This is a genomic window from Bowmanella dokdonensis (genome assembly GCF_017254865.1).
Lineage (GTDB): Bacteria > Pseudomonadota > Gammaproteobacteria > Enterobacterales > Alteromonadaceae > Bowmanella > Bowmanella dokdonensis.
Map to the genome: position 1 here is coordinate 94819 of NZ_JAFKCV010000008.1, position 19304 is coordinate 114122.

The following is a 19304-nucleotide window of genomic DNA, read 5'->3' on the forward strand; positions in this document are numbered from 1 at the left end:
TTGCACTATACCTGCAAGGTGATTTTCAGATCGGGATCGGCTATTTGCTTGTGCTTGTCCTGGCGCTGGGCGACCTGTTTAACATCCTGCTTGGCCATTAGCTCTCCCAGGGTAATACCATCGAGGAACAGGGCAATACGATCGCTCAGGTCACTCCACAGGCTGTGGGTCAGGCATCGCTCCCCACCCTGGCAATCCGACTTGCCACTACAGCGGGTGGCATCCACTGATTCGTCTACCGCCTGAATGACCTCGCCCACTGAAATTTGTGACGCGTCTCGTCCCAGGCGATAACCGCCTCCCGGGCCCCGCACACTGCTGACCAGTTCCTGTCTGCGCAGGCGGGCAAATAATTGCTCCAGATAGGACAGGGATATTTCCTGGCGCTCTGAGATATCTGCCAGGGGCACGGGACCACGTTCACAGTGCAGTGCCACATCCAGCATGGCAGTGACCGCATATCGGCCTTTGGACGTCAGTTTCATGCCTGAATCTCTTGCTTTGACTGGCCAAAAGCTTGCCATACTTGACTAATTTAGTAAAGTATTTGCCCCACATCTGCCCCGGTATTTAAGCATCAGATCTTAGGATCGAACGCATCCCGGGGGGTGGTTTTCTGTTCCCCGTCCAGACCTTCAAAATCCTCCAGCTCGATGCTTGGCAGGGAATCTTCACAGACCTGTCCGCCCATCTTGTTGATAGCCTTGCACATATCTTCCACCTTGGTGTCCAGCAGGTGCACGTGGTCCAGCATACGACCAATGGCGTTGGCCACCGGATCTGGATTGTCCGGTGACACTGCATAGGCGTCGAAACCATATTTCCTGGCAATCCGATCCCGGCTGTTGGCTTTGTCGTGATCCTGCTTGTGCGCCACGATGCGGCCCGGAATGCCAACCACCGTCGCCTCTTCAGGCACATCTTTAACCACCACTGAATTGGAGCCCACCTTGGCGCCCCGCCCTATAGTGATGGGTCCGAGAACTTTCGCCCCGGCCCCGATAACCACATCGTTTTCCAGTGTGGGATGGCGCTTGCCGGCGTTCCAACTGGTGCCGCCCAGGGTCACGCCATGATAGAGGGTCACGTCATCACCGATTTCGGCCGTCTCGCCAATCACCACGCCCATACCATGATCGATAAAGAACCGTCGGCCCAGCGTCGCCCCCGGGTGAATCTCAATACCGGTCAGCCAGCGGGCCAGGCTTGAAATCGTGCGGGCCAGCCATTTCCAGTTAGCCTTCCATAGCCTGTGGCTGAGCCGGTGAAACCAGATGGCATGCAGCCCCGGGTAATTGGTTAATACCTCAAAGGTAGTGCGGGCTGCAGGATCGCGATGGAATACACTCTGAATATCTTCTTTTATCCGTTCAAACATGAAAGTGCGCTCTGGCCTGATTGCGGGTTATGCCTGGTTATTCCGGTCTGTCAGTTTATCCACGGAGGAGAGCATGCCGCGCAGGATATTGAGTTCCTGGGCTTCCGGTCTGGCCCGGTTGAACAAACGACGTAACTTGGCCATCACCATACCCGGATGGTTGGCAACAATAAAATTCGTTTTACTTAGGGTTTGTTCCAAATGTGCATAAAAACGTTCCAGATCTTCACTCAGTGGGTAATCTGTTTCCACCTGTGGCAGCTTGTCGCGGTTGAGATGAGCCATTCTTACTTCATAACAAAGGGTCTGTACGGCCGCGGCGAGGTTCAATGAGCTGTACTCGGGATTTGCCGGAATACAGACATGAAAATGGCATTGTTGCAGCTCTTCGTTAGACAGGCCGTTGTTCTCCCGGCCGAACACCAGGGCCACCGGGTAACTGTCGGCTTCTGCCACCAGCTTTTCGCCGCATTCCCGGGGATCCAGCATGGGCCAGGACAGGGTCCGGGAACGGGCGCTGGTGCCCACCACCAGGCCACAGCCGGTCACTGCCTGCTCCAGGGTTTCCACTATAGTGCAATTAGCCAGAATATCGGTAGCGCCCGCCGCCAGCGCACTGGCCTGGCCATCCGGCGCCTTGATGGGGTCGACCAGATAAAGTTCGCTCAGGCCCATGGTTTTCATGGCCCGGGCAGCGGATCCAATATTGCCGGTGTGAGATGTGTTGACCAACACCACTCTGATATTCTGCATTCCCAACCTTCCTGACTTTCAGATGGCGCGCATCATAACACAGTTGGGCTTTGCAATTTCACTCAGGTCTGATAGACTCCGCGCCGTTTTGTTGACTGGTAATTTTTTGACCAGCGCAAAGGAATTCTCCGGTCCTGAGGGACCTTACTCGTTCTTTTAAAATTGGTGGTGACCTCTATGCATGCAATGCTGAATATTGCGGTGCGCGCTGCGCGCGCAGCCGGCAACATTATCGCCCGTGGCTACGAAAGCCGCGACGACCTGATGGCCGAGCACAAAGGCGACAATGATTACGTAACCCGTATCGATCGGGAAGCAGAACAGGCCATCATCAGTAAGATCCAGCAGTCCTATCCATCACACAGTTTCGTTGGTGAGGAAGGCGGGATTGTCGAAGGGGACGAAACCTATAAATGGATCATCGATCCACTCGACGGCACCACCAATTTCATCAAAGGCATCCCCCACTTTGCCGTCTCCATTGCTCTGATGCATAAAGGCAGGCTGGATCAGGCCGTCGTTTTCGATCCCATGCGCGGTGAACTGTTTACTGCCACCAAGGGCTCAGGCGCTCAGCTTAACGGTTACCGGATCCGCTGTTCAAAATCCAAGGATCTGGGCGGCACAGTCCTGGCCACCGCTTTCCCGTTCAAAAACAAAGACGAGCAGTTCGATGACTCGCTGACCAAGTTCAGTCGCATCTATCGCCAGTGCGGCGATATCCGCCGGGCCGGCTCTGCGGCGCTGGATATGGCCTATGTGGCAGCAGGTCGCTTTGACGGCTTCTGGGAAAAAGGTCTCAAGCCCTGGGATATGGCTGCAGGGGCCCTGTTGGTACAGGAAGCCGGCGGCCTGGTGACAGATTTTACCGGCGGCCACGAACCGATGAAAAATGGCAACGTGGTCTGTGGCGGCGCCAAAGTTGTCCAGGCACTGGTAAAGTCACTCAAAGACTAAGCATCTGTGAACCATTACCGGCTTCATCAGGAAGCCGGTAATGGCCCATCTGCCGTCCATTGTCCCTACCTCCGACTCCGACCTCCCCGCCCTTTAGGCCAGCTTTTTCCAGCTATGTCGAGAAGTCGGAACGCAGAAATAATCCTTCCTGGGCGCTCCCTGTGTTGCTCGCATTCGGTTTAGCGCCACTAGACCTTCATACGAGCGCCTTGGTATCGAACATTTTGTCTTTCGCTGAATGCACTAAAGATTAATCCGATTGGTATGACTACCGCTGCGATAAAAAGCTATACCAGAGGTTCCTGGTCGGCCCCTTCTTTTTCAACTTCAGTAGGCATCAAGTCTTCCTTGCTGATACCCAGCAACAAAGCGACGGAGCTGGCTACGTAGATGGATGAGTATGTACCCACGAAAATACCGAACAGCAGCGCGGTGGCAAAACCATGAATCAGGGCGCCACCTTTAAAGAACAGTGCCAGCAATACCAGGATTGTCGTGCCCGAGGTAATGATGGTACGGCTCATGGTCTGGGTCAGTGAAACGTTGATGATTTCCTCCGGCTCACCCTTTCTGAGCTTGCGGAAGTTCTCCCGGATCCTGTCCATCACCACTATGGTGTCGTTCAGCGAGTAGCCGATCACCGCCAGTAATGCTGCCAGAACCGTCAAATCGAATTCCAGCTGTAAGACCGAGAACAATCCCAGGGTAATGATCACGTCATGGATCAGGGCAGCCACGGACCCCAGACCGAAACGCCATTCAAAACGCATAGCCACGTACATCAGGATACAGATCAACGCCACCAGCATGGCCAGGCCGCCCTGTTCCGTCAGCTCATCCCCCACCTGCGGACCGACAAACTCGATACGACGCATATCCACCTGTTCACCGGCGCTGCGCAAGGCCGCCAGCACCTGGTCACCCAGAGTGTCAGCCTTAACCCCTTCACGGGGCGCCAGGCGAATCAGCACATCTTCGCTGCTGCCAAAATTCTGCACCACCGCGTCGCCAAATCCCACGTCATTGAGCTGCTGACGTACCTGTTCCAGTTTGGCTGGCTGCTGATAGCCCACTTCGATAACGGTTCCGCCGGTGAAATCCAATCCCCAGTTAAGCTGGTTGATGGCCAGTGAGACAATAGAGCCGACAATCAGGATGGTAGAGAAGATCAGCGCCGGCAGGCGCAGGGACATGAAGCGAACTTCTTTATCAAAATCAAATATTCTCATCTTCATTCCCCTTAGATGGACAAGGTCTTGAGACGCTTGCCGCCCCATACCGAGTTGACGATAGCACGGGTGCCCACAATGGCCGTGAACATGGAAGTCATGATGCCGATTGCCAGGGTGATGGAGAACCCTTTCACCGGTCCTGAGCCCACGGCAAACAGGATCAATGCCGCAATCAGGGTGGTGATATTGGCGTCAGCGATAGTGGATAAAGCGCTGTCGTAACCATGGTGGATGGCCTGCTGGGGACTGCGACCATCGCGCAGTTCCTCGCGGATCCGCTCGAAGATCAGCACATTGGCGTCCACCGCCATACCCACGGTCAGCACGATACCAGCCATACCCGGCAGGGTCAGGGTGGCACCCGGGATCATGGACATCACCCCCACAATCATCACCAGGTTAACCAACAAGGCAGCGTTGGCCACCAGACCAAACTTACGGTAATAAATGGGCATAAAGGCCAGGATCAGGATCAGACCCCAGATAATCGCCTGCATACCCAGGTCGATATTCTCCTGACCCAGGCTTGGCCCCACGGTGCGCTCTTCGACAATCTGGATAGGGGCCACCAAAGCACCGGCGCGCAGCAGCAGGGACAGGTTCTGCGCCTCGGCAGGCGAGTCAATACCCGTGATACGGAAGCTGTTGCCGAGGCGGGCCTGTATGGTCGCCACATTGATCACTTCTTCCTGTTTCTCGAAGACTGTCTTGCCGTCTTTATTCTTTTCTGCCGTCGGCTTGTACTCGATAAAGACAGTGGCCATGGGCTTACCAATATTGTCCTTGGTACTATTGGACATCTTGGTACCGCCTTCCGAGTCCAGCTTGATATTGACCTGGGGACGACCGTATTCGTCAAAACTGCTGCTGGCATCCACTATATGATCACCGGTCAGCATGATGCGATTCTGCAGTAACTGCGGCTGGCCCTGACGGTCCATCAGCAATTGGGAGCCGGGTGGCACCCGTCCTTCCACTGCATCACGAACGTCGTGATCCAGATCTACCAGACGAAACTGCAGGGTGGCCGTGGCATTGAGGATTTCCTTGGCGCGGGCCGTATCCTGGATACCAGGCAACTGCACCACGATACGATCAGATCCCTGACGCTGAATGACCGGCTCGGCCACCCCTAACTGGTTAACCCTGTTGCGCATGATGGTGATATTCTGTTTCAGGGCATACTCACGGATTTCCCTAAGACGCTGTTCTGAGAGCGTGGCCCTGACTACCAGATTACCTTCATCGCTGAACAGCAGGCCGGGGTTATTGTCCTCGAGAAAGCCGATGGCCTGATCGAGGGTTTCCTGATCGCGAAACTGAATTTCGACACTCTCGGAAAGCTGCTCAACCCGACGATAACGCAGGCGTTCTTCGCGCAGACTGTTGCGAAAATCATCTTCCATCTGCTCAAAGGCACGATTGACTGCGGCGTTCATGTCCACTTCCATCAGAAAGTGCACACCGCCTCGCAGGTCCAGGCCCAGCTTCATGGGGCTGGCCCCCAGAGTCTGCAGCCAGTCTGGGGTGGCCGGTGCCAGGTTCAGGGCCACTACGTAGTCACCACCCAGGTTCTTTTCCAGAACTTCCTTCACGACCAGTTGATCTTCACCGGTTTTCAGGCGCACCAGGATTTGATCCTGCTCCAGGCTGACGGATTTGGTCTCGACCTCGGATTGTTGCAACTCGGTGCGAACCTGATCCAGCAGACCGGTATCTACCGTGGCATTTCTGCCGGCGGAGATCTGCACGGCATAGTCTTCACCGTAGAGATTAGGGGAAGCATACAGTGCACAGATGGCGACCACGAAAATCACCAGCAGATACTTCCAGAGGGGATATTTGTTTAACACGAACTTGTCCTTCAATACTCTGCAAAAGCCGAAGAGGCGAACCAGTCGCCTCTTCGTTATAGTCAGATATTTTTCATGGTGCCTTTTGGTAGCACTGCGGATACCGCTGACTTCTGCACCACAATGTTGGTGCTGTCATTCAGGGCCAGTTCGATGAAATCCTTATCGTCGGCCACTTTGAGGATACGTCCCACCATGCCGCCCTGTGTCAGGACTTCGTCGCCTTTGCTCAATGAGGCAATCAGGTTCTTGTGCTCCTTGACCCGTTTGGCCTGTGGACGATAGAGCATGAAATAGAAGATCAGACCGAAAATTCCCAGCATGATCAGCATTTCAAAACCGCCACCCTGCTGACCTGCAGGCGCTGCCTGGGCATAGGCGTTGGAAATAAATAGACTCATAACATTCCCCTAGTATTGTTTTTAAAATTATTTAACCAAAGCGGCTCTGAGAATCCGGAGCGGTTCATGTCCAACCTCACCTACCTCATTACCCCCAAGGTTTACTTTCATTCTTTCAGCTCTGGTACGTCCAACCCTTTGTGCTGGTAAAATTCCTGCACAAAATTATCCAGCTTACCCGTTTCAATAGCTGCGCGCAGACCTTCCATCACCCGTTGATAATACCGCAGGTTATGGATGGTATTGAGCTGCGCGCCGAGTATTTCGTTGCACTTGTCGAGATGGTGTAAATATGACCGGGAATAGTTTTTACAAGTATAACAGTCACATTTTTCGTCCAGCGGCCCGGTGTCTGTCTTAAACCTGGAGTTGCGGATCTTGATCACCCCCTCGGTGACAAACAGGTGACCGTTACGGGCATTACGGGTCGGCATCACGCAATCGAACATATCGATACCGCGGCGAACCGCCTCGACGATATCTTCAGGCTTGCCCACTCCCATCAGGTAGCGGGGTTTGTCGGCCGGAATTTTATCAGCCGTATGATCGAGGATGCGGATCATATCTTCCTTGGGTTCGCCCACCGACAGGCCGCCAATGGCATAGCCGTCAAATCCAATCCTCTCCAGGCCCTGCAACGACACTTCCCGCAGCTCTTCATACATGCCGCCCTGCACTATGCCAAAGAGAGCGGAAGGATTATCGCCATGTTCCTGCTTACTGCGCTGTGCCCAGCGAAGCGACAATTCCATTGAAGTACGGGCTTCTTCGTAAGTGGCCGGGTACGGTGTACACTCATCGAAGATCATGACGATATCGGAGCCCAAATCCCGCTGCACCTGCATGGATTTTTCCGGGGTCAGCAAAATCTTTTCACCGTTGATCGGTGAGCGGAACGTCACCCCTTCTTCGCTGATCTTGCGAAGATCCCCAAGGCTGAATACCTGAAACCCTCCTGAATCGGTCAGAATAGGTTTGTCCCAATGCATGAAATCATGCAGATCTCCATGCAACTTCATAATTTCGGTGCCGGGACGCAGCATCAGGTGGAAAGTATTGCCCAGACAGATCTGTGCGCCTGTAGCTTCAAGCTCTTCCGGTGTCATCCCCTTGACCGTGCCGTAAGTGCCCACCGGCATGAAGGCCGGCGTTTCCACCACCCCACGCTCAAATACCAGGCGTCCACGACGGGCCTTACCGTCGGTATTTATCAGTTCAAATTTCATGATACTCCTCAGCGAATCGGAAAACAGTCCGAAGCTGAACTGCCCTACAGAGAGGACAAGAATTAAAACAGCCGGCGATTATAAAGGATTGTCTTGAAGTTATCAGTAGTCGGCCACCAGAAAGGCAATATGTCACTGCTTCTCTATAAACATGGCATCACCGTAACTGAAGAAACGATATTGCTGTTCAATAGCCTGCTGATAGGCCCGCATAATATTCTCTTTACCGGCAAAGGCGCTGACCAGCATAATCAGTGTGGACTCGGGAAGATGGAAATTGGTCAGCATGGCATCCACCAACTGGAACTCATAACCCGGGTAAATAAAGATATCCGTGTCACTGAAAAAGGGTTTTAGAGGCTCTTGGGCTTCAAGGCTGGTCCGGGCCGCCGACTCCAGTGACCTGACCGAGGTGGTGCCCACCGCAACCACCCGCTTGCCGGCGGCTTTGGTTGCCAGTACTGCATCCACTACCTCCTGAGGGACTTCCGCATACTCGGAGTGCATCTGATGTTCAAGGATGTTGTCCACACGAACCGGCTGAAAGGTGCCTGCCCCCACATGCAAGGTCACAAAGGCCGTATTCACACCTTTTTCATTCAGTTTGGCCAGTATCCCCTCATCAAAATGTAACCCCGCCGTCGGAGCCGCCACCGCCCCTGGTTTTTGACTGTAAACCGTCTGATAACGCTCACGGTCCGCCCCCTCATCGGGACGGTCTATGTAGGGTGGAAGTGGCATATGGCCGTATCTTTCCAGCAGGGTCAATACCGTCTCCGGGTTTTCGAATCTCAGTTCGAACAGTGCATCCTGCCGGCCAGTCATGCGGGCATGCACTCTGTCTTCCAAAATCAACAAATTGCCGGGCTTAGGCGCCTTGTTAGCCCGCACATGGGCCAATACCCGGTGCTCATCCAGTACCCGTTCAACCAGCACTTCCACCCTGCCGCCGCTTTCCTTATGGCCCAGCAAGCGTGCCGGGATCACCCGGGTATTGTTAAACACCAGCAGATCGCCGGGTTCAAGCAGCCCGACGATGTCAGCAAACTGGCGGTGTTCAACAACACCGCTATTACCCTTGAGGTGCAACAGGCGGCTGGCTGACCGCTCGGCCATCGGATAGCGGGCAATCAGCTCATCAGGAAGATCAAAATGGAAATCGGAAACTTTCATGGCTCGGCCTCAAACACGGGGCGCCTATTCTAGGGGTTGAAGCAATAAAATCCCAGCCTGGCCGCTGTCCTGCCAAGTTGTTAATCAGGCAGCTTAACCCCCATATCGGCAAAAATGTCCAGCAAATCCTCACGTTCGATGCGCCGTACGTTGAGGACAATCATAATTTGTAACAAGAGATCGGCGCCCAAAATACCTTTGTTGACTTTATTTCTCAGGTTATCTGCGCTTTGATGAATACCGACGCTGGCCAACCTGTCACTCAGATCCTGATACCTGACACCGCGTCGGGACATTTCGGCCTTGAGCAGCCGCTGTACTAGTTGCCGCCAATGGCCCCCATTGATTTTCGCCGGTTCGGATCGCATACTCACCCCACAGAACTAAATGTGACTAATAATTTACATTACAAACTTATTTTACACAAAAATAAAAATAAAATTTGACTAGAAAGAAATTCCCTGGCTAAGATTATCCCCCATAAAGCTGCACGAACCGTGCAGGTTTTATATGCTGTCCAGGATTAGCCACTTTTTGAAGGAGTAACACATGACCTGGGACCTCGAAGCACTGGAAACCCTGCTATCGAAACAGGATGACCTGGTGGTCACCCGACAACAGGATTGCCTGCTGATTGCCAATGCGGACGGGATTGACGCCTGGCTGGCCATCAGTGGCGAGCAGATTCTGGTTGAAACCTTATTGTTTGCCGCCAAAGAAGTGCAGGACAAAGGGGCTCTCAACGATGAAATACTCAGAACCCATATGCTGTTCCCCCTCACGACTGTGGGGATTTCCACTGTGGCAGATGAAGATTATTACACGGCCTTTGGCGCATTAAGCTCTCAGTCCAAAGCCGAGAGTATCCAGATCGAAGTGGATACTTTGTTCCAGAACGTGGCGTCCTTTCTGGATGCCTATCAAGATCATTTGAAGTAAGAGGAAACCATCATGTCTGTTTGGAAAAAACTCATTACCGCAGTAAAAGGTGGCGTCACGGAAGCAGCCGAGTCGGTGGCCGACAGCCAGGCTATCCGCATCCTCGAACAGGAAATCCGCGAAGCCAAAGAAGAATTGCGAAAGTCGGACCATGCCCGCACCCAGATTCTGGCCAAATGCAAACTGTCTCAGCAGAAAGTGGACAGCCTGCAACAGTCCATTGCCACTTATGAAACCCATGCCCGCCAGGCTGCTGACAAGGACCGCCAGTTGGCTCTTGATTGTGCGCAGAAGGTGGTGGAGCTTCGCAACGACATGGACACGGAGCAGAAGTACCTGGACCAGTTCCAGCAATCGGAAAAGAAACTGGCTGCCAACATCAGTCAGGCCAAAGCCAACCTGCGCCGCCTGGAACAACAGGTGGATATGGTCAAGGCCACCGAATCGGTGCAAAAAGCCCAGGTCGCCGTATCGTCACGCCATCTGGGAGCCAACAGCAAAATGAAGACCGCCACCGAGTCCCTGGACCGGATCCAGAAGCGCCAGACCATGCGCAGCGCCGAGCTGGAAGCGGCTGAGGAACTGGCCAGTCAGGAGTCCAGTGACGATCTGGAATCCCGCCTGGCATCTGCCGGCATCAAAGGAGGCAAGGCCTCCGCCGACGATGAATTGAGTAGAATTCTGGGCCAATAAGGAGGATTGGCGCTTGACGTTTCAGAAACTGCGCAAGCTGCTCGCCCATTATCTGAAGGACATACGCTGGTACACCATTGTACTGGCGTTTTTCCTTTATGCCTTGTCAAGCTGGTGGTTGCTGGACTGGGCTGACGAAGAGGCACTAACCGGCTGGCCGAATTTTCTCTATTTTCTGGTGGTCACCAGTTCCACTGTGGGCTACGGCGATCTGTCCCCTGCCACAGAGGCCGGACGCTATGTGGTGTCCCTCTTTGTTATCCCGGTGGGACTCAGCCTCTTCGCACTGATACTGGGCCGGGCTGCGGCCTGGGTCTCCAACCAGTGGTTCAAAGGAGTCAAAGGTTTGAAACAACTACATCTACTCAATCATATCCTGGTGATTGGCTGGAACGGCCAGCGCACTCTCCATCTGCTCAACCTCCTGCTGCGTGAGCGCCAGCATGCCCCTGATCACCAGGAAATAGTGCTGTGCGTCAGGGCTGAAATAGACAACCCCATGCCGGATGAGATTGAATTCGTGCGGGTGGAGTCCTTTAATCAGGATGCGGATATGGATAAGGCCTGCATCGGGGACGCTGCAGTCATCATCATCGATAATCCGGATGACGATATGACCATGACCTCGGCACTGTACGCCAACCAGCGCAATCCTGAAGGCCATATTCTGGCCTATTTCCATGATGAGAGCCTGGCCAGGCTATTGCAAAAGCACTGTCCAAACGTGGAATGCACGCCCAGTGTGGCGGTGGAGATGCTGGCCAAATCAGCCTTCGACCCGGGTTCCAGCCTACTGCATCATGATCTGCTGAGTGTAGAGGAAGGCCAGGCCCAGTATTCAACACGGGTGCCTGCCCTGCCCAAGCCACTGAGCGTGGGACAGGTCTTCCGGCAGATGAAGGCCCGCTACGATGCCACCCTGATTGGCCTGGCCGATGGCGGCAAGCATATCGAGCTCAACCCCAAATCTGAGCGACTGCTCAATGAGGGTGAAAAACTCTACTACATTGCCGTTCACCGAATCGGCCTGATCGACTGGGAGGCAATGTATGCTGAGTAAATTATTCGGTCGCAAGGAGAAGCCGTCTGGGCCCAGAGCGCCTGAGATCATGGGTCTGTATCTGGGCGGATCCTTCGAACTGGACGACCTGCGACTCAGGCTCCTGGAGCCGGAGCTGACTATTGACGGGGCGGCCCGTACCCATCTGATTCAGGCAGTGGGTGAGGTGCATCTGGATACGGGGGGCAAGATTCTGCGTTTCTATACGGACGATGACGCCTTCTTGCAGGTAGTCCTGGACGGAGGCGACTCCGAGCAACATATTACCGATGTGAAACTCTGGTATTTCTATGAGACCAAAACCGTGGGTTCGGACAGTCAGTGGCAGAGCCTTATCAATGCCGGTATTTCCAAGCCTGAGTACTCCCTTGAGGGACATGGTTTCAGGCGTGTCTGGGACGCAGTGGGCGACGCCTCTCCGCCGGTGGCCATGACTGAAAAAACCTACGAAGAGGACGGCGACATCAGTGAAACCGATCAGTTTGTCATGCTGTATGAGCGGCCGATTGGCGAAGACGAAGTGGAAACCCTGCTGGTGTGTGGCGAAGAAAAGATTATCGATAACCGCGCCGACCGCTGCCTGGTGATCAGCACGGGGTTTAACCTGCAGCCCGCGGATATCCGGATTAATGGGTAAGGACCGGTGAGCGAAGCGAGCGAGGGGTGACCTAACGTCACGCCGAGAGGTCCGCACGACGCGCCGTGGATGGTGTGGCTGGAACCAGGCCACAGGGATGTGTGTTAAAGGACGTCCGACCTGGAGTAGTAACACCAGGGACGTGCGCAAGGCTTATCTGAGAGTTACGACGCGCCGTGGCCATGTTTTGCTCCTGCAAAAACGGCATTTCCACCTTCCATGGTGGTCAGATGCGCGGCTGGAACCAGGCCACAGGGATGTGTATTCAGGACGCCCGACCTGGAGTAGTAACATCAGGGACGTGCGCAAGGCTTATCTGAAAGTTATGAAGCGCCGTGGCCATGTTTTGCTCCTAAAGATACTGAAACTAATTCAGCGAAACCTCTTAATAACTGATAACTGATAACTGATAACTGATAACTGATAACTGATAACTGATAAGTTAGGATAGGCAAAGTCCTACCCAATACAGACAATAAAACAGGAGCTATCCATGGAGTCCATTACTCAGTCACTGGCAGGAGTTGGCAATTTTGCCCTATATTTTGCCATTTCCATTGTGTTGTTGTTCGTTTTCAAAATCCTCTATGCCCTGGTCACGCCCCATGATGAATGGAAACTGGTCAAGGAAGAAAAGAGCATCGCTGCGGCAGTAGGCTTCGGCGGTGCCATGGTGGGTTTCAGTCTGGCATTGGCCGGTGCGGCCAGTAATGCCGTCTCTCTGGTCGATTTCGGTATCTGGGGATTGGTGGCACTGGTGGCCCAGTTGCTGGCTTTCGCCCTGCTACGTTTTACCTTTATGCCCAAGATCGTCGAGCGCATCAACAATAACGAGATTTCCGCCGGGATCATGCTGGCGGCCATGTCTGTTGCCGTGGGCCTGTTGAATGCCGCCTGCATGACTTACTAGGAGGTCAGACAGATGGAACAGCAAAGAAAACGCACCGCTAACATAGACCTGCGCCGCATGCGCAAGGGTTTCTCACCCAAGCCCCTGGCCCTGGGTGTGGCTACCGTTCTGCTCAGCGCCTGTGGTGGCAACAAGCAGGACGCGACGGTGTACACCTCGGCGAATGATTGCATCGACAAGAACCCAGAGTTTGCCGAACAGTGCATGGCGGCCTATGAGCAAGCCCTGCAGGAGGCGGCCAAGACAGCGCCCAAATACGGCAACGAAAGAGATTGTGAGTATGACTTTGGTCAGGAACAGTGCCGGGCGGTGGAAACCAGCAGCGGGTCCTTCTTCATGCCCTTTATGGCAGGCTACATGCTTAGCAATCTGATGTCGCCCCGGGGCTACTACAGCCAGCCATTGTTTACCTCCTACTCGCCCTATTCTTCTTATCGATATCGCTGGACTACAGCCGACGGCTGGGACTATGGCTATTACAAGGACAGGAAGCTGCGGGTCGGCCAGGATGCCTTCAAACCCAAGCCAGCGGTAAACAAAACCATCAAGCGGGGTGGATTCGGCAGCTCGGTCAGGGCCAAGTCAAGCTGGGGTAGCAGCTCAAAGGGCTGGGGTGGATAAGAAGTTGGCAAAGAGCATGGGCCATATTAAGTGAGATTTGAAGAACTGGATGTCTGGAAACGCTCCGCACGATTGTCTGCCGATTTGTACAAGGCCATGTCAAACTGCCCGGATTTTGGTTTCCCAGACCAGATAACCCGCTCAGGATTATCTATCCCCAGCAATATTGCCGAAGGCATCGAGTATGACTCGAAAAAAGAGCGGATTCGGTTTCTTCAATACGCGAAAGGGTCCTGCGGCGAGCTTAGAACCCAGCTTTACATCGCTGTCGACATCAAATATTTAGAGCCTGACTTGGCAAAAAGTTGGATAAGTGAAACCCGCGAGATTTCTGCCATGCTGGGGGCTCAATCAAATCTGTTCGACTACAGCTTGATGCTGAAAACGGAACTCTGATAACTGAACACTGATAACTCAAGCCATGTTAAGAATCCCCGTTCCCCCCCGCCCTGAATGGCGTCAGAAGGCCCGCGAATTCGGCTTTAATTTTCATACCCTGTATGGGGAGCCTTACTGGGACGAGTCGGCCTATTACCAGTTCACCCTGCGGCAAATAGAAGAGGATATTGAATCGCCCACCGAAGAGCTGCACCAGATGTGCCTGGAGGTAGTGGATAAGGTTGTAAGGGATGAGCAATGGCTGAAGCGGTTTTGCATTCCCGAGTTCTTCTGGCAGCAGGTTGCCGATTCCTGGGAACGGCGGGATCCCAGTTTGTATTCGAGACTGGATCTGGCCTATGTGGGCCAGGGCCCGGCAAAACTGCTGGAAAACAATGCCGATACACCCACCAGTTTGTATGAATCCGGTTTCTGGCAATGGCTGTGGCTGGAAGAACAGGTGGACAGGGGTCTGATCAGCAAAGGCGCCGACCAGTTTAACTCCCTGCAGGAAAAACTGGTTAATCGCTTTGCCGAAATTGCCCGTCACTATAACATCCACCAGATGCACTTTGCCTGTTGCGAAGGAACTGTTGAAGACAGAGGCACTGTCCAGTACCTGCAGGATTGTGCCAGTGAAGCGGGACTGCAAAGCGATTTTGTGTACATGGAGCAGATCGGATTATCTGACAAAGGCCATTTTACCGATCTTGGCGATGGGGCCATCCATACCCTGTTCAAACTCTATCCCTGGGAATTTATGCAGCGCGAAGAGTTTGGCGAGTCTGTCCAGGGCGCGGAAGTGAACTGGCTGGAACCCCTGTGGAAATCCGTTCTGTCCAACAAGGCTCTGCTTCCCATGCTGTGGAAGTTGTTTCAAGGACACCTCAACCTGCTACCGGCCTGGTTCGAGGACGAGTTACCCGCCAGTCATGATCTGAAACTGGTGAAAAAGCCTATCTACTCCAGGGAAGGGGCCAACATCAGTGTGATACAGGGCCAACAAACATTGCTGGAGAGTCCTGGGCCTTACGGTGAAGAAGGCTATATTTACCAGAGCTGGTTTGCCCTGCCACGTTATGGCGATAATCATACGCTGATTGGCTCCTGGCTGGTCAACGACAAGGCAGCGGGGATCTCGGTACGGGAAGATATCAACCCCATTACCCAGGATCTGTCCCGCTATCTGCCCCACGTCATTCTTTAGGAGGTTTTGCATGAGCAGGGACTACAAATTACTGGGCTGGCTGTTGGTCAGTTTTGCGGCGGTAGAACTGGTGAACTTCTTTACCGCCCGTACTCTCAACCATCTTGGGATATTGCCGCGCGAAGCCCATTCTCTGTGGGGCATAGTGCTCGCACCCTGGCTGCATGGCAGTATTTCGCATTTCCTGTCCAATATTGTGCCCCTGGCCGTATTTGGCGCACTGATGCTGGAGTACGGGCTGAAGCGCTACCTGTTGGTCAGCCTGTGGATTATTGTCTTTACCGGTTTGATGGTGTGGCTGTTTGGCCGCTCCGCCTACCATATTGGTGCCAGCGGCCTGGTGTATGGCCAGTTTGGCTTTCTGCTGCTGGCCGGCTTTTACCACCGTAAGCTGGTTAAGATCCTGATCTCGGTGCTGGTGGTGGTATTTTATGGCAGCCTGGTGTTTGGCATTCTGCCCACTCAGCATTTTATCTCCTGGGAATCCCACCTGTTTGGCCTGGTGTCGGGGCTGATTGCGGCAAGGTACTGGAACGGCCGCCCAGTGGAAAAGTCGTAATTGACTGCAGCAAAACTGGTCAAAGCCCCCGTCTAAACGTTAAAATCCCTGCCCTTGAAGCAAGGGCCCATTCGATTGCTGAGTCCGGGGCGGGTATGCCGCCGCGGGCTGACCAATGGAATGGGTCGTTCCCGCATCCTAATTAACGCAAGAGAGTCATTCATGGGAAGAGCGTTTGAAGTTCGCAAAGTGGCCATGGCCAAAACCCAGGCCGCCAAAAGCAAAGTCTTTTCAAAGTACGGTAAAGAAATCTATGTGACCGCCAAAAATGGCGGGCCGGATCCGGACACTAACGTGGCCCTTAAGCGCTTGATGGAAAAAGCCAAGAAAGATCAGGTGCCTGCCCACGTCGTGGAGAAAGCCATTGAAAAAGCCAAAGGCGCCGGCGGCGAGGACTATACCCCGGCCCGCTATGAAGGCTACGGCCCGGGCGGTTGTATGGTGATTGTCGACTGCCTGACTGATAACAACAACCGCACCATTACCGATGTGCGCAACTGTTTCACCAAGACCAATGCCAAGATCGGCGCCCCCGGTGCGGTGATGCATATGTTTGATCATCAGGCTATCTTCTCCTTCAAAGGGGATGACGACGAGCCGGTGCTGGAAGCCCTGATGATGGCCGATGCTGACGTCACCGATGTGGAAGTGGAAGACGGCATGGTCACGGTATTCGCCCCCCACACCGAGTTTTACAAGGTCAAAACGGCCCTGACCGAGGCTTTTGATGGCATCGAGTTTGAAACAGAGGAAATCACCTTTGTGCCCCAGACCACCACCAAGGTCACCGGTGAAGACGTACCCATGTTCCATAAGTTTATGGATATGCTCAACGACTGCGACGATGTGCAGGACATCTACCATAACGCTGAGGTCGAAGAGCAGTAACGCTAGCTGCCCCCCAGCGTTTAATGCAAAAAGCCCTCTTTATTAGGAGGGCTTTTTTGTGGGCTCGATTGACACAGCTATACCCTCAGGCTGCCATCCAGTTTGCTCACGCATAGGACGCCAAGAGAAGCAATCCAAAGAATTGACTTTGCGGCTTGGCGTTCTTTGCGGTAAAACCGGACTATAGTCTGGCAACCCTGCCATTCTTCACAAGGACGATAAAATGCCCAATCTGACAGCCAATATCAACGAGCACTTTATTGTGCTCGACGGCAACAAAAACGCCTCTACAGTGCCGGTCGGCCCGACGCTTTACCAGGACTTGGACCGCGACTTTGCCGGCTTTAAAGGCTGTGAACTCATTGCACAGTATGAATTCACCAGTAATTGGCAAAGCTGGGAAATTCATCCTCAGGGTGACGAGATAGTCATGCTACTGAGCGGTCGGGTTACTTTGTTACTGGACAGGCCACAGGGGGAACAGAAAATCCCCCTTAGTCAGCCCGGTGACTATGTCATTGTGCCCAAAAACACCTGGCATACCGCCCATACCGATACCCCCACCCGCTTGTTATTTATTACTCCGGGGCAAGACACGGGGCACAAGCCAGCCTGAGCAGCAATGTTGGTGATGGTAGCTGGTCGGTCACTTATCCTGGTCAGACATAAAAAAGCCGGCAGGTTGCCCTGGCCGGCTTTGGGTTGGGACTGTTAAAATCAGAACTGATTCATGGTGTTGTCTTTACCGGAGGCCTTCAGTGCCTGCTCACCACAGAAGTATTCCTTGTGGTCATCGCCAAGGTTGGAGCCCGCCATATCCTGGTGCTTGACGCAGGCCAGTCCCTCGCGGATTTCCCGGCGCTGTACCCCTTGCACGTACGCCAGCATACCTTCCTCACCGAAGTAGCCCTTGGCCAGGTTGTCGGTGGACAGCGCTGCCGTATGGTAAGTGGGCAGGGTGATCAGGTGATGGAAGATACCGGCCTCACGGGCTGCATCGGCCTGGAAGCTGCGGATACGCTGGTCCGCTTCCAGAGCCAGTTCGGAGACATCGTACTCGGCGCTCATCAGGCTGTTTCTGTCATAGCCGGACAAGTCCTTGCCCTGCTCCGCCCAGGCATCGAAAACCTGCTGACGGAAATTCAGCGTCCAGTTAAAGGACGGGCTGTTGTTGTACACCAGCTTGGCATCCGGCACCGCTTTGCGGATTTCATTGACCATGCCGGCTATCTGGCCGATATGGGGCTTTTCGGTTTCGATCCACAACAGGTCGGCGCCGTTTTGCAAACTGGTAATGCAATCCAGCACCACCCGCTGCTCGCCGGTACCGGCGCGGAACTTATACAGGCCGTTAGGCAGACGGGTGGGCTTGACCAGCTCACCGTTCAGTTTCAATACCTGCTCGCCTTCGGCCAAGTCGTCCAGGGAGGTCACCGGGGTGGTCTCCAGGAAGCTGTTGTACTGGGCAGACAGGTCGCCCGCTTCACGGGATACCGGCAACTTCTGGGTCAGACCGGCACCCAGTGAGTCGGTGCGGGCTACAATGACTCCCTCTTCCACACCCAGCTCCAAAAAGGCATAACGCACGGCGTTGATCTTGGCCAGGAAATCTTCGTGTGGCACAGTGACCTTGCCGTCCTGGTGGCCACACTGTTTGGCATCTGACACCTGATTCTCAATCTGGATACAGCAGGCGCCGGCTTCAATCATTTTCTTGGCCAGCAGGTAGGTGGCTTCCTCGTTACCAAAACCGGCATCGATATCGGCGATAATGGGCACCACATGGGTCTCAAAGTTCTCAATCTGGTTTTCAATGGCGGCGGCCTGGGCGGTCTCCCCCAGAGCGCGGGCATCATCCAGGGACTTAAACAGATGGCCCAGCTCGCGGGCGTCGGCCTGACGCAGGAAGGTATACAGCTCTTCAATCAGGGCTGGTACGGCAGTTTTCTCATGCATGGACTGGTCCGGCAATGGGCCAAACTCACTGCGTAATGCGGCAATCATCCAGCCGGACAGATAGAGATAGCGCTTGTCCGTGCTGCCATGATGCTTCTTGATGGAAATCATTTTCTGCTGACCGATAAAACCGTGCCAGCATCCCAGTGACTGTGTGTAAGCAGCCGGGTCGGCGTCGTACTCGGCCATATCCTTACGCATAATGGAGGCAGTATAACGGGCGATCTCCAGACCGGTGCGAAACCCATTTTGCGCCTTCATTCTGGCCGCGTATTCCGGGTTGATGGCGTTCCAGGTCTGACGCTCTTTGAGCAACTGCCTGAAGTTTTCAATATCCTGTAAATAAGCTGACATAGGGTTCTTTCTCCGGTTCTTTGCTCGCCTGCTGAGGGTTCAGTGACTCGCCTGTTTCAACTTTGCAAAAGTCAGATTTCTTGCTGGCGGGACCCCTTAAGCTCTTTAAGGTCCTAAGGTCGCGGCCGT

At 54.0% G+C, this 19304-nt stretch carries 22 protein-coding genes; 12 read left to right on the top strand and 10 right to left on the bottom strand.

Going from position 1 to position 19304, the window contains the following annotated elements; translation table 11 throughout:
• Window positions 1-5 precede the first annotated feature (5 nt).
• The 3 genes from iscR to trmJ form a co-directional block, all read right to left on the bottom strand.
• Window positions 6-485 (bottom strand): Fe-S cluster assembly transcriptional regulator IscR, encoded by a 480-nt coding sequence (gene iscR, locus J0A66_RS14465; protein WP_206574546.1) that lies wholly within the window; start codon window positions 483-485, stop codon window positions 6-8.
• 92 nt (window positions 486-577) lie between these two features.
• A complete protein-coding gene (gene cysE / locus J0A66_RS14470; protein ID WP_206574547.1) occupies window positions 578-1378 on the bottom strand; it encodes a serine O-acetyltransferase in 801 nt (266 codons plus the stop codon).
• A 27-nt stretch (window positions 1379-1405) separates the two neighbouring features.
• On the bottom strand, window positions 1406-2131 hold the full coding sequence (trmJ, locus tag J0A66_RS14475) for a tRNA (cytosine(32)/uridine(32)-2'-O)-methyltransferase TrmJ (RefSeq protein WP_206574548.1): 726 nt from the start codon (window positions 2129-2131) through the stop codon (window positions 1406-1408).
• A gap of 177 nt (window positions 2132-2308) precedes the next feature.
• Here trmJ and suhB point away from each other — a divergent pair, with 177 nt between their 5' ends.
• Window positions 2309-3088, top strand: coding sequence for an inositol-1-monophosphatase (gene suhB, locus J0A66_RS14480; protein ID WP_206574549.1), 780 nt, complete (start codon window positions 2309-2311; stop codon window positions 3086-3088).
• 287 nt (window positions 3089-3375) lie between these two features.
• On the opposite strand, the gene secF is transcribed toward suhB, so the two are convergent.
• The 6 genes from secF to J0A66_RS14510 all read right to left on the bottom strand — a co-directional run bounded on the left by secF (window position 3376) and on the right by J0A66_RS14510 (window position 9341).
• Window positions 3376-4317 carry a protein translocase subunit SecF gene (gene secF / locus J0A66_RS14485; RefSeq protein WP_206574550.1) on the bottom strand — a complete coding sequence of 314 codons (942 nt, stop codon included), beginning with the start codon at window positions 4315-4317 and terminating at the stop codon, window positions 3376-3378.
• 11 nt (window positions 4318-4328) lie between these two features.
• On the bottom strand, window positions 4329-6173 hold the full coding sequence (gene secD, locus J0A66_RS14490) for a protein translocase subunit SecD (protein ID WP_206574551.1): 1845 nt from the start codon (window positions 6171-6173) through the stop codon (window positions 4329-4331).
• 62 nt (window positions 6174-6235) lie between these two features.
• On the bottom strand, window positions 6236-6574 hold the full coding sequence (gene yajC / locus J0A66_RS14495; RefSeq protein ID WP_206574552.1) for a preprotein translocase subunit YajC: 339 nt from the start codon (window positions 6572-6574) through the stop codon (window positions 6236-6238).
• A gap of 107 nt (window positions 6575-6681) precedes the next feature.
• Window positions 6682-7800 (bottom strand): tRNA guanosine(34) transglycosylase Tgt, encoded by a 1119-nt coding sequence (gene tgt, locus J0A66_RS14500; RefSeq protein ID WP_206574553.1) that lies wholly within the window; start codon window positions 7798-7800, stop codon window positions 6682-6684.
• Between the two features lie 132 nt (window positions 7801-7932).
• Window positions 7933-8973 (bottom strand): tRNA preQ1(34) S-adenosylmethionine ribosyltransferase-isomerase QueA, encoded by a 1041-nt coding sequence (gene queA / locus J0A66_RS14505; RefSeq protein ID WP_206574554.1) that lies wholly within the window; start codon window positions 8971-8973, stop codon window positions 7933-7935.
• Window positions 8974-9053: 80 nt separating this feature from the next.
• Window positions 9054-9341, bottom strand: a complete 288-nt coding sequence (locus tag J0A66_RS14510; protein WP_206574555.1) for a DUF6471 domain-containing protein — start codon at window positions 9339-9341, stop codon at window positions 9054-9056.
• 181 nt (window positions 9342-9522) lie between these two features.
• Here J0A66_RS14510 and J0A66_RS14515 point away from each other — a divergent pair, with 181 nt between their 5' ends.
• The 11 genes from J0A66_RS14515 (at window position 9523) to J0A66_RS14565 (ending at window position 17481) form a co-directional block, all read left to right on the top strand.
• On the top strand, window positions 9523-9912 hold the full coding sequence (locus J0A66_RS14515; RefSeq protein ID WP_206574556.1) for a DUF2170 family protein: 390 nt from the start codon (window positions 9523-9525) through the stop codon (window positions 9910-9912).
• Between the two features lie 12 nt (window positions 9913-9924).
• Window positions 9925-10605, top strand: coding sequence for a PspA/IM30 family protein (locus J0A66_RS14520; protein ID WP_206574557.1), 681 nt, complete (start codon window positions 9925-9927; stop codon window positions 10603-10605).
• Window positions 10606-10618: 13 nt separating this feature from the next.
• Window positions 10619-11665 carry a potassium channel family protein gene (locus J0A66_RS14525; RefSeq protein WP_241264208.1) on the top strand — a complete coding sequence of 349 codons (1047 nt, stop codon included), beginning with the start codon at window positions 10619-10621 and terminating at the stop codon, window positions 11663-11665.
• Entirely contained in the window at window positions 11655-12302 is a 648-nt protein-coding gene (locus tag J0A66_RS14530; protein ID WP_206574558.1) for a YjfK family protein, read from the top strand. The genes J0A66_RS14525 and J0A66_RS14530 overlap by 11 nt, the downstream gene beginning before the upstream one ends.
• 493 nt (window positions 12303-12795) lie before the next feature.
• Window positions 12796-13212 (top strand): DUF350 domain-containing protein, encoded by a 417-nt coding sequence (locus tag J0A66_RS14535; protein WP_206574559.1) that lies wholly within the window; start codon window positions 12796-12798, stop codon window positions 13210-13212.
• A 12-nt stretch (window positions 13213-13224) separates the two neighbouring features.
• Window positions 13225-13833, top strand: coding sequence for a DUF1190 family protein (locus J0A66_RS14540; RefSeq protein WP_206574560.1), 609 nt, complete (start codon window positions 13225-13227; stop codon window positions 13831-13833).
• Between the two features lie 30 nt (window positions 13834-13863).
• A complete protein-coding gene (locus J0A66_RS14545) occupies window positions 13864-14229 on the top strand; it encodes a four helix bundle protein (protein ID WP_206574561.1) in 366 nt (121 codons plus the stop codon).
• Between the two features lie 25 nt (window positions 14230-14254).
• Window positions 14255-15418: a glutathionylspermidine synthase family protein gene (locus J0A66_RS14550; protein WP_206574562.1), complete on the top strand. Its 1164-nt coding sequence runs from the start codon at window positions 14255-14257 to the stop codon at window positions 15416-15418.
• Window positions 15419-15428: 10 nt separating this feature from the next.
• Window positions 15429-15977: a rhomboid family intramembrane serine protease gene (locus J0A66_RS14555; RefSeq protein WP_206574563.1), complete on the top strand. Its 549-nt coding sequence runs from the start codon at window positions 15429-15431 to the stop codon at window positions 15975-15977.
• Between the two features lie 162 nt (window positions 15978-16139).
• Entirely contained in the window at window positions 16140-16865 is a 726-nt protein-coding gene (locus tag J0A66_RS14560) for a YebC/PmpR family DNA-binding transcriptional regulator (protein ID WP_206574564.1), read from the top strand.
• Window positions 16866-17088: 223 nt separating this feature from the next.
• Window positions 17089-17481, top strand: a complete 393-nt coding sequence (locus tag J0A66_RS14565) for a cupin domain-containing protein (protein WP_206574565.1) — start codon at window positions 17089-17091, stop codon at window positions 17479-17481.
• A gap of 101 nt (window positions 17482-17582) precedes the next feature.
• Here J0A66_RS14565 and J0A66_RS14570 read toward each other — a convergent pair whose 3' ends face one another.
• Window positions 17583-19175, bottom strand: coding sequence for an isocitrate lyase (locus J0A66_RS14570; protein ID WP_206574566.1), 1593 nt, complete (start codon window positions 19173-19175; stop codon window positions 17583-17585).
• Window positions 19176-19304: the final 129 nt, after the last annotated feature.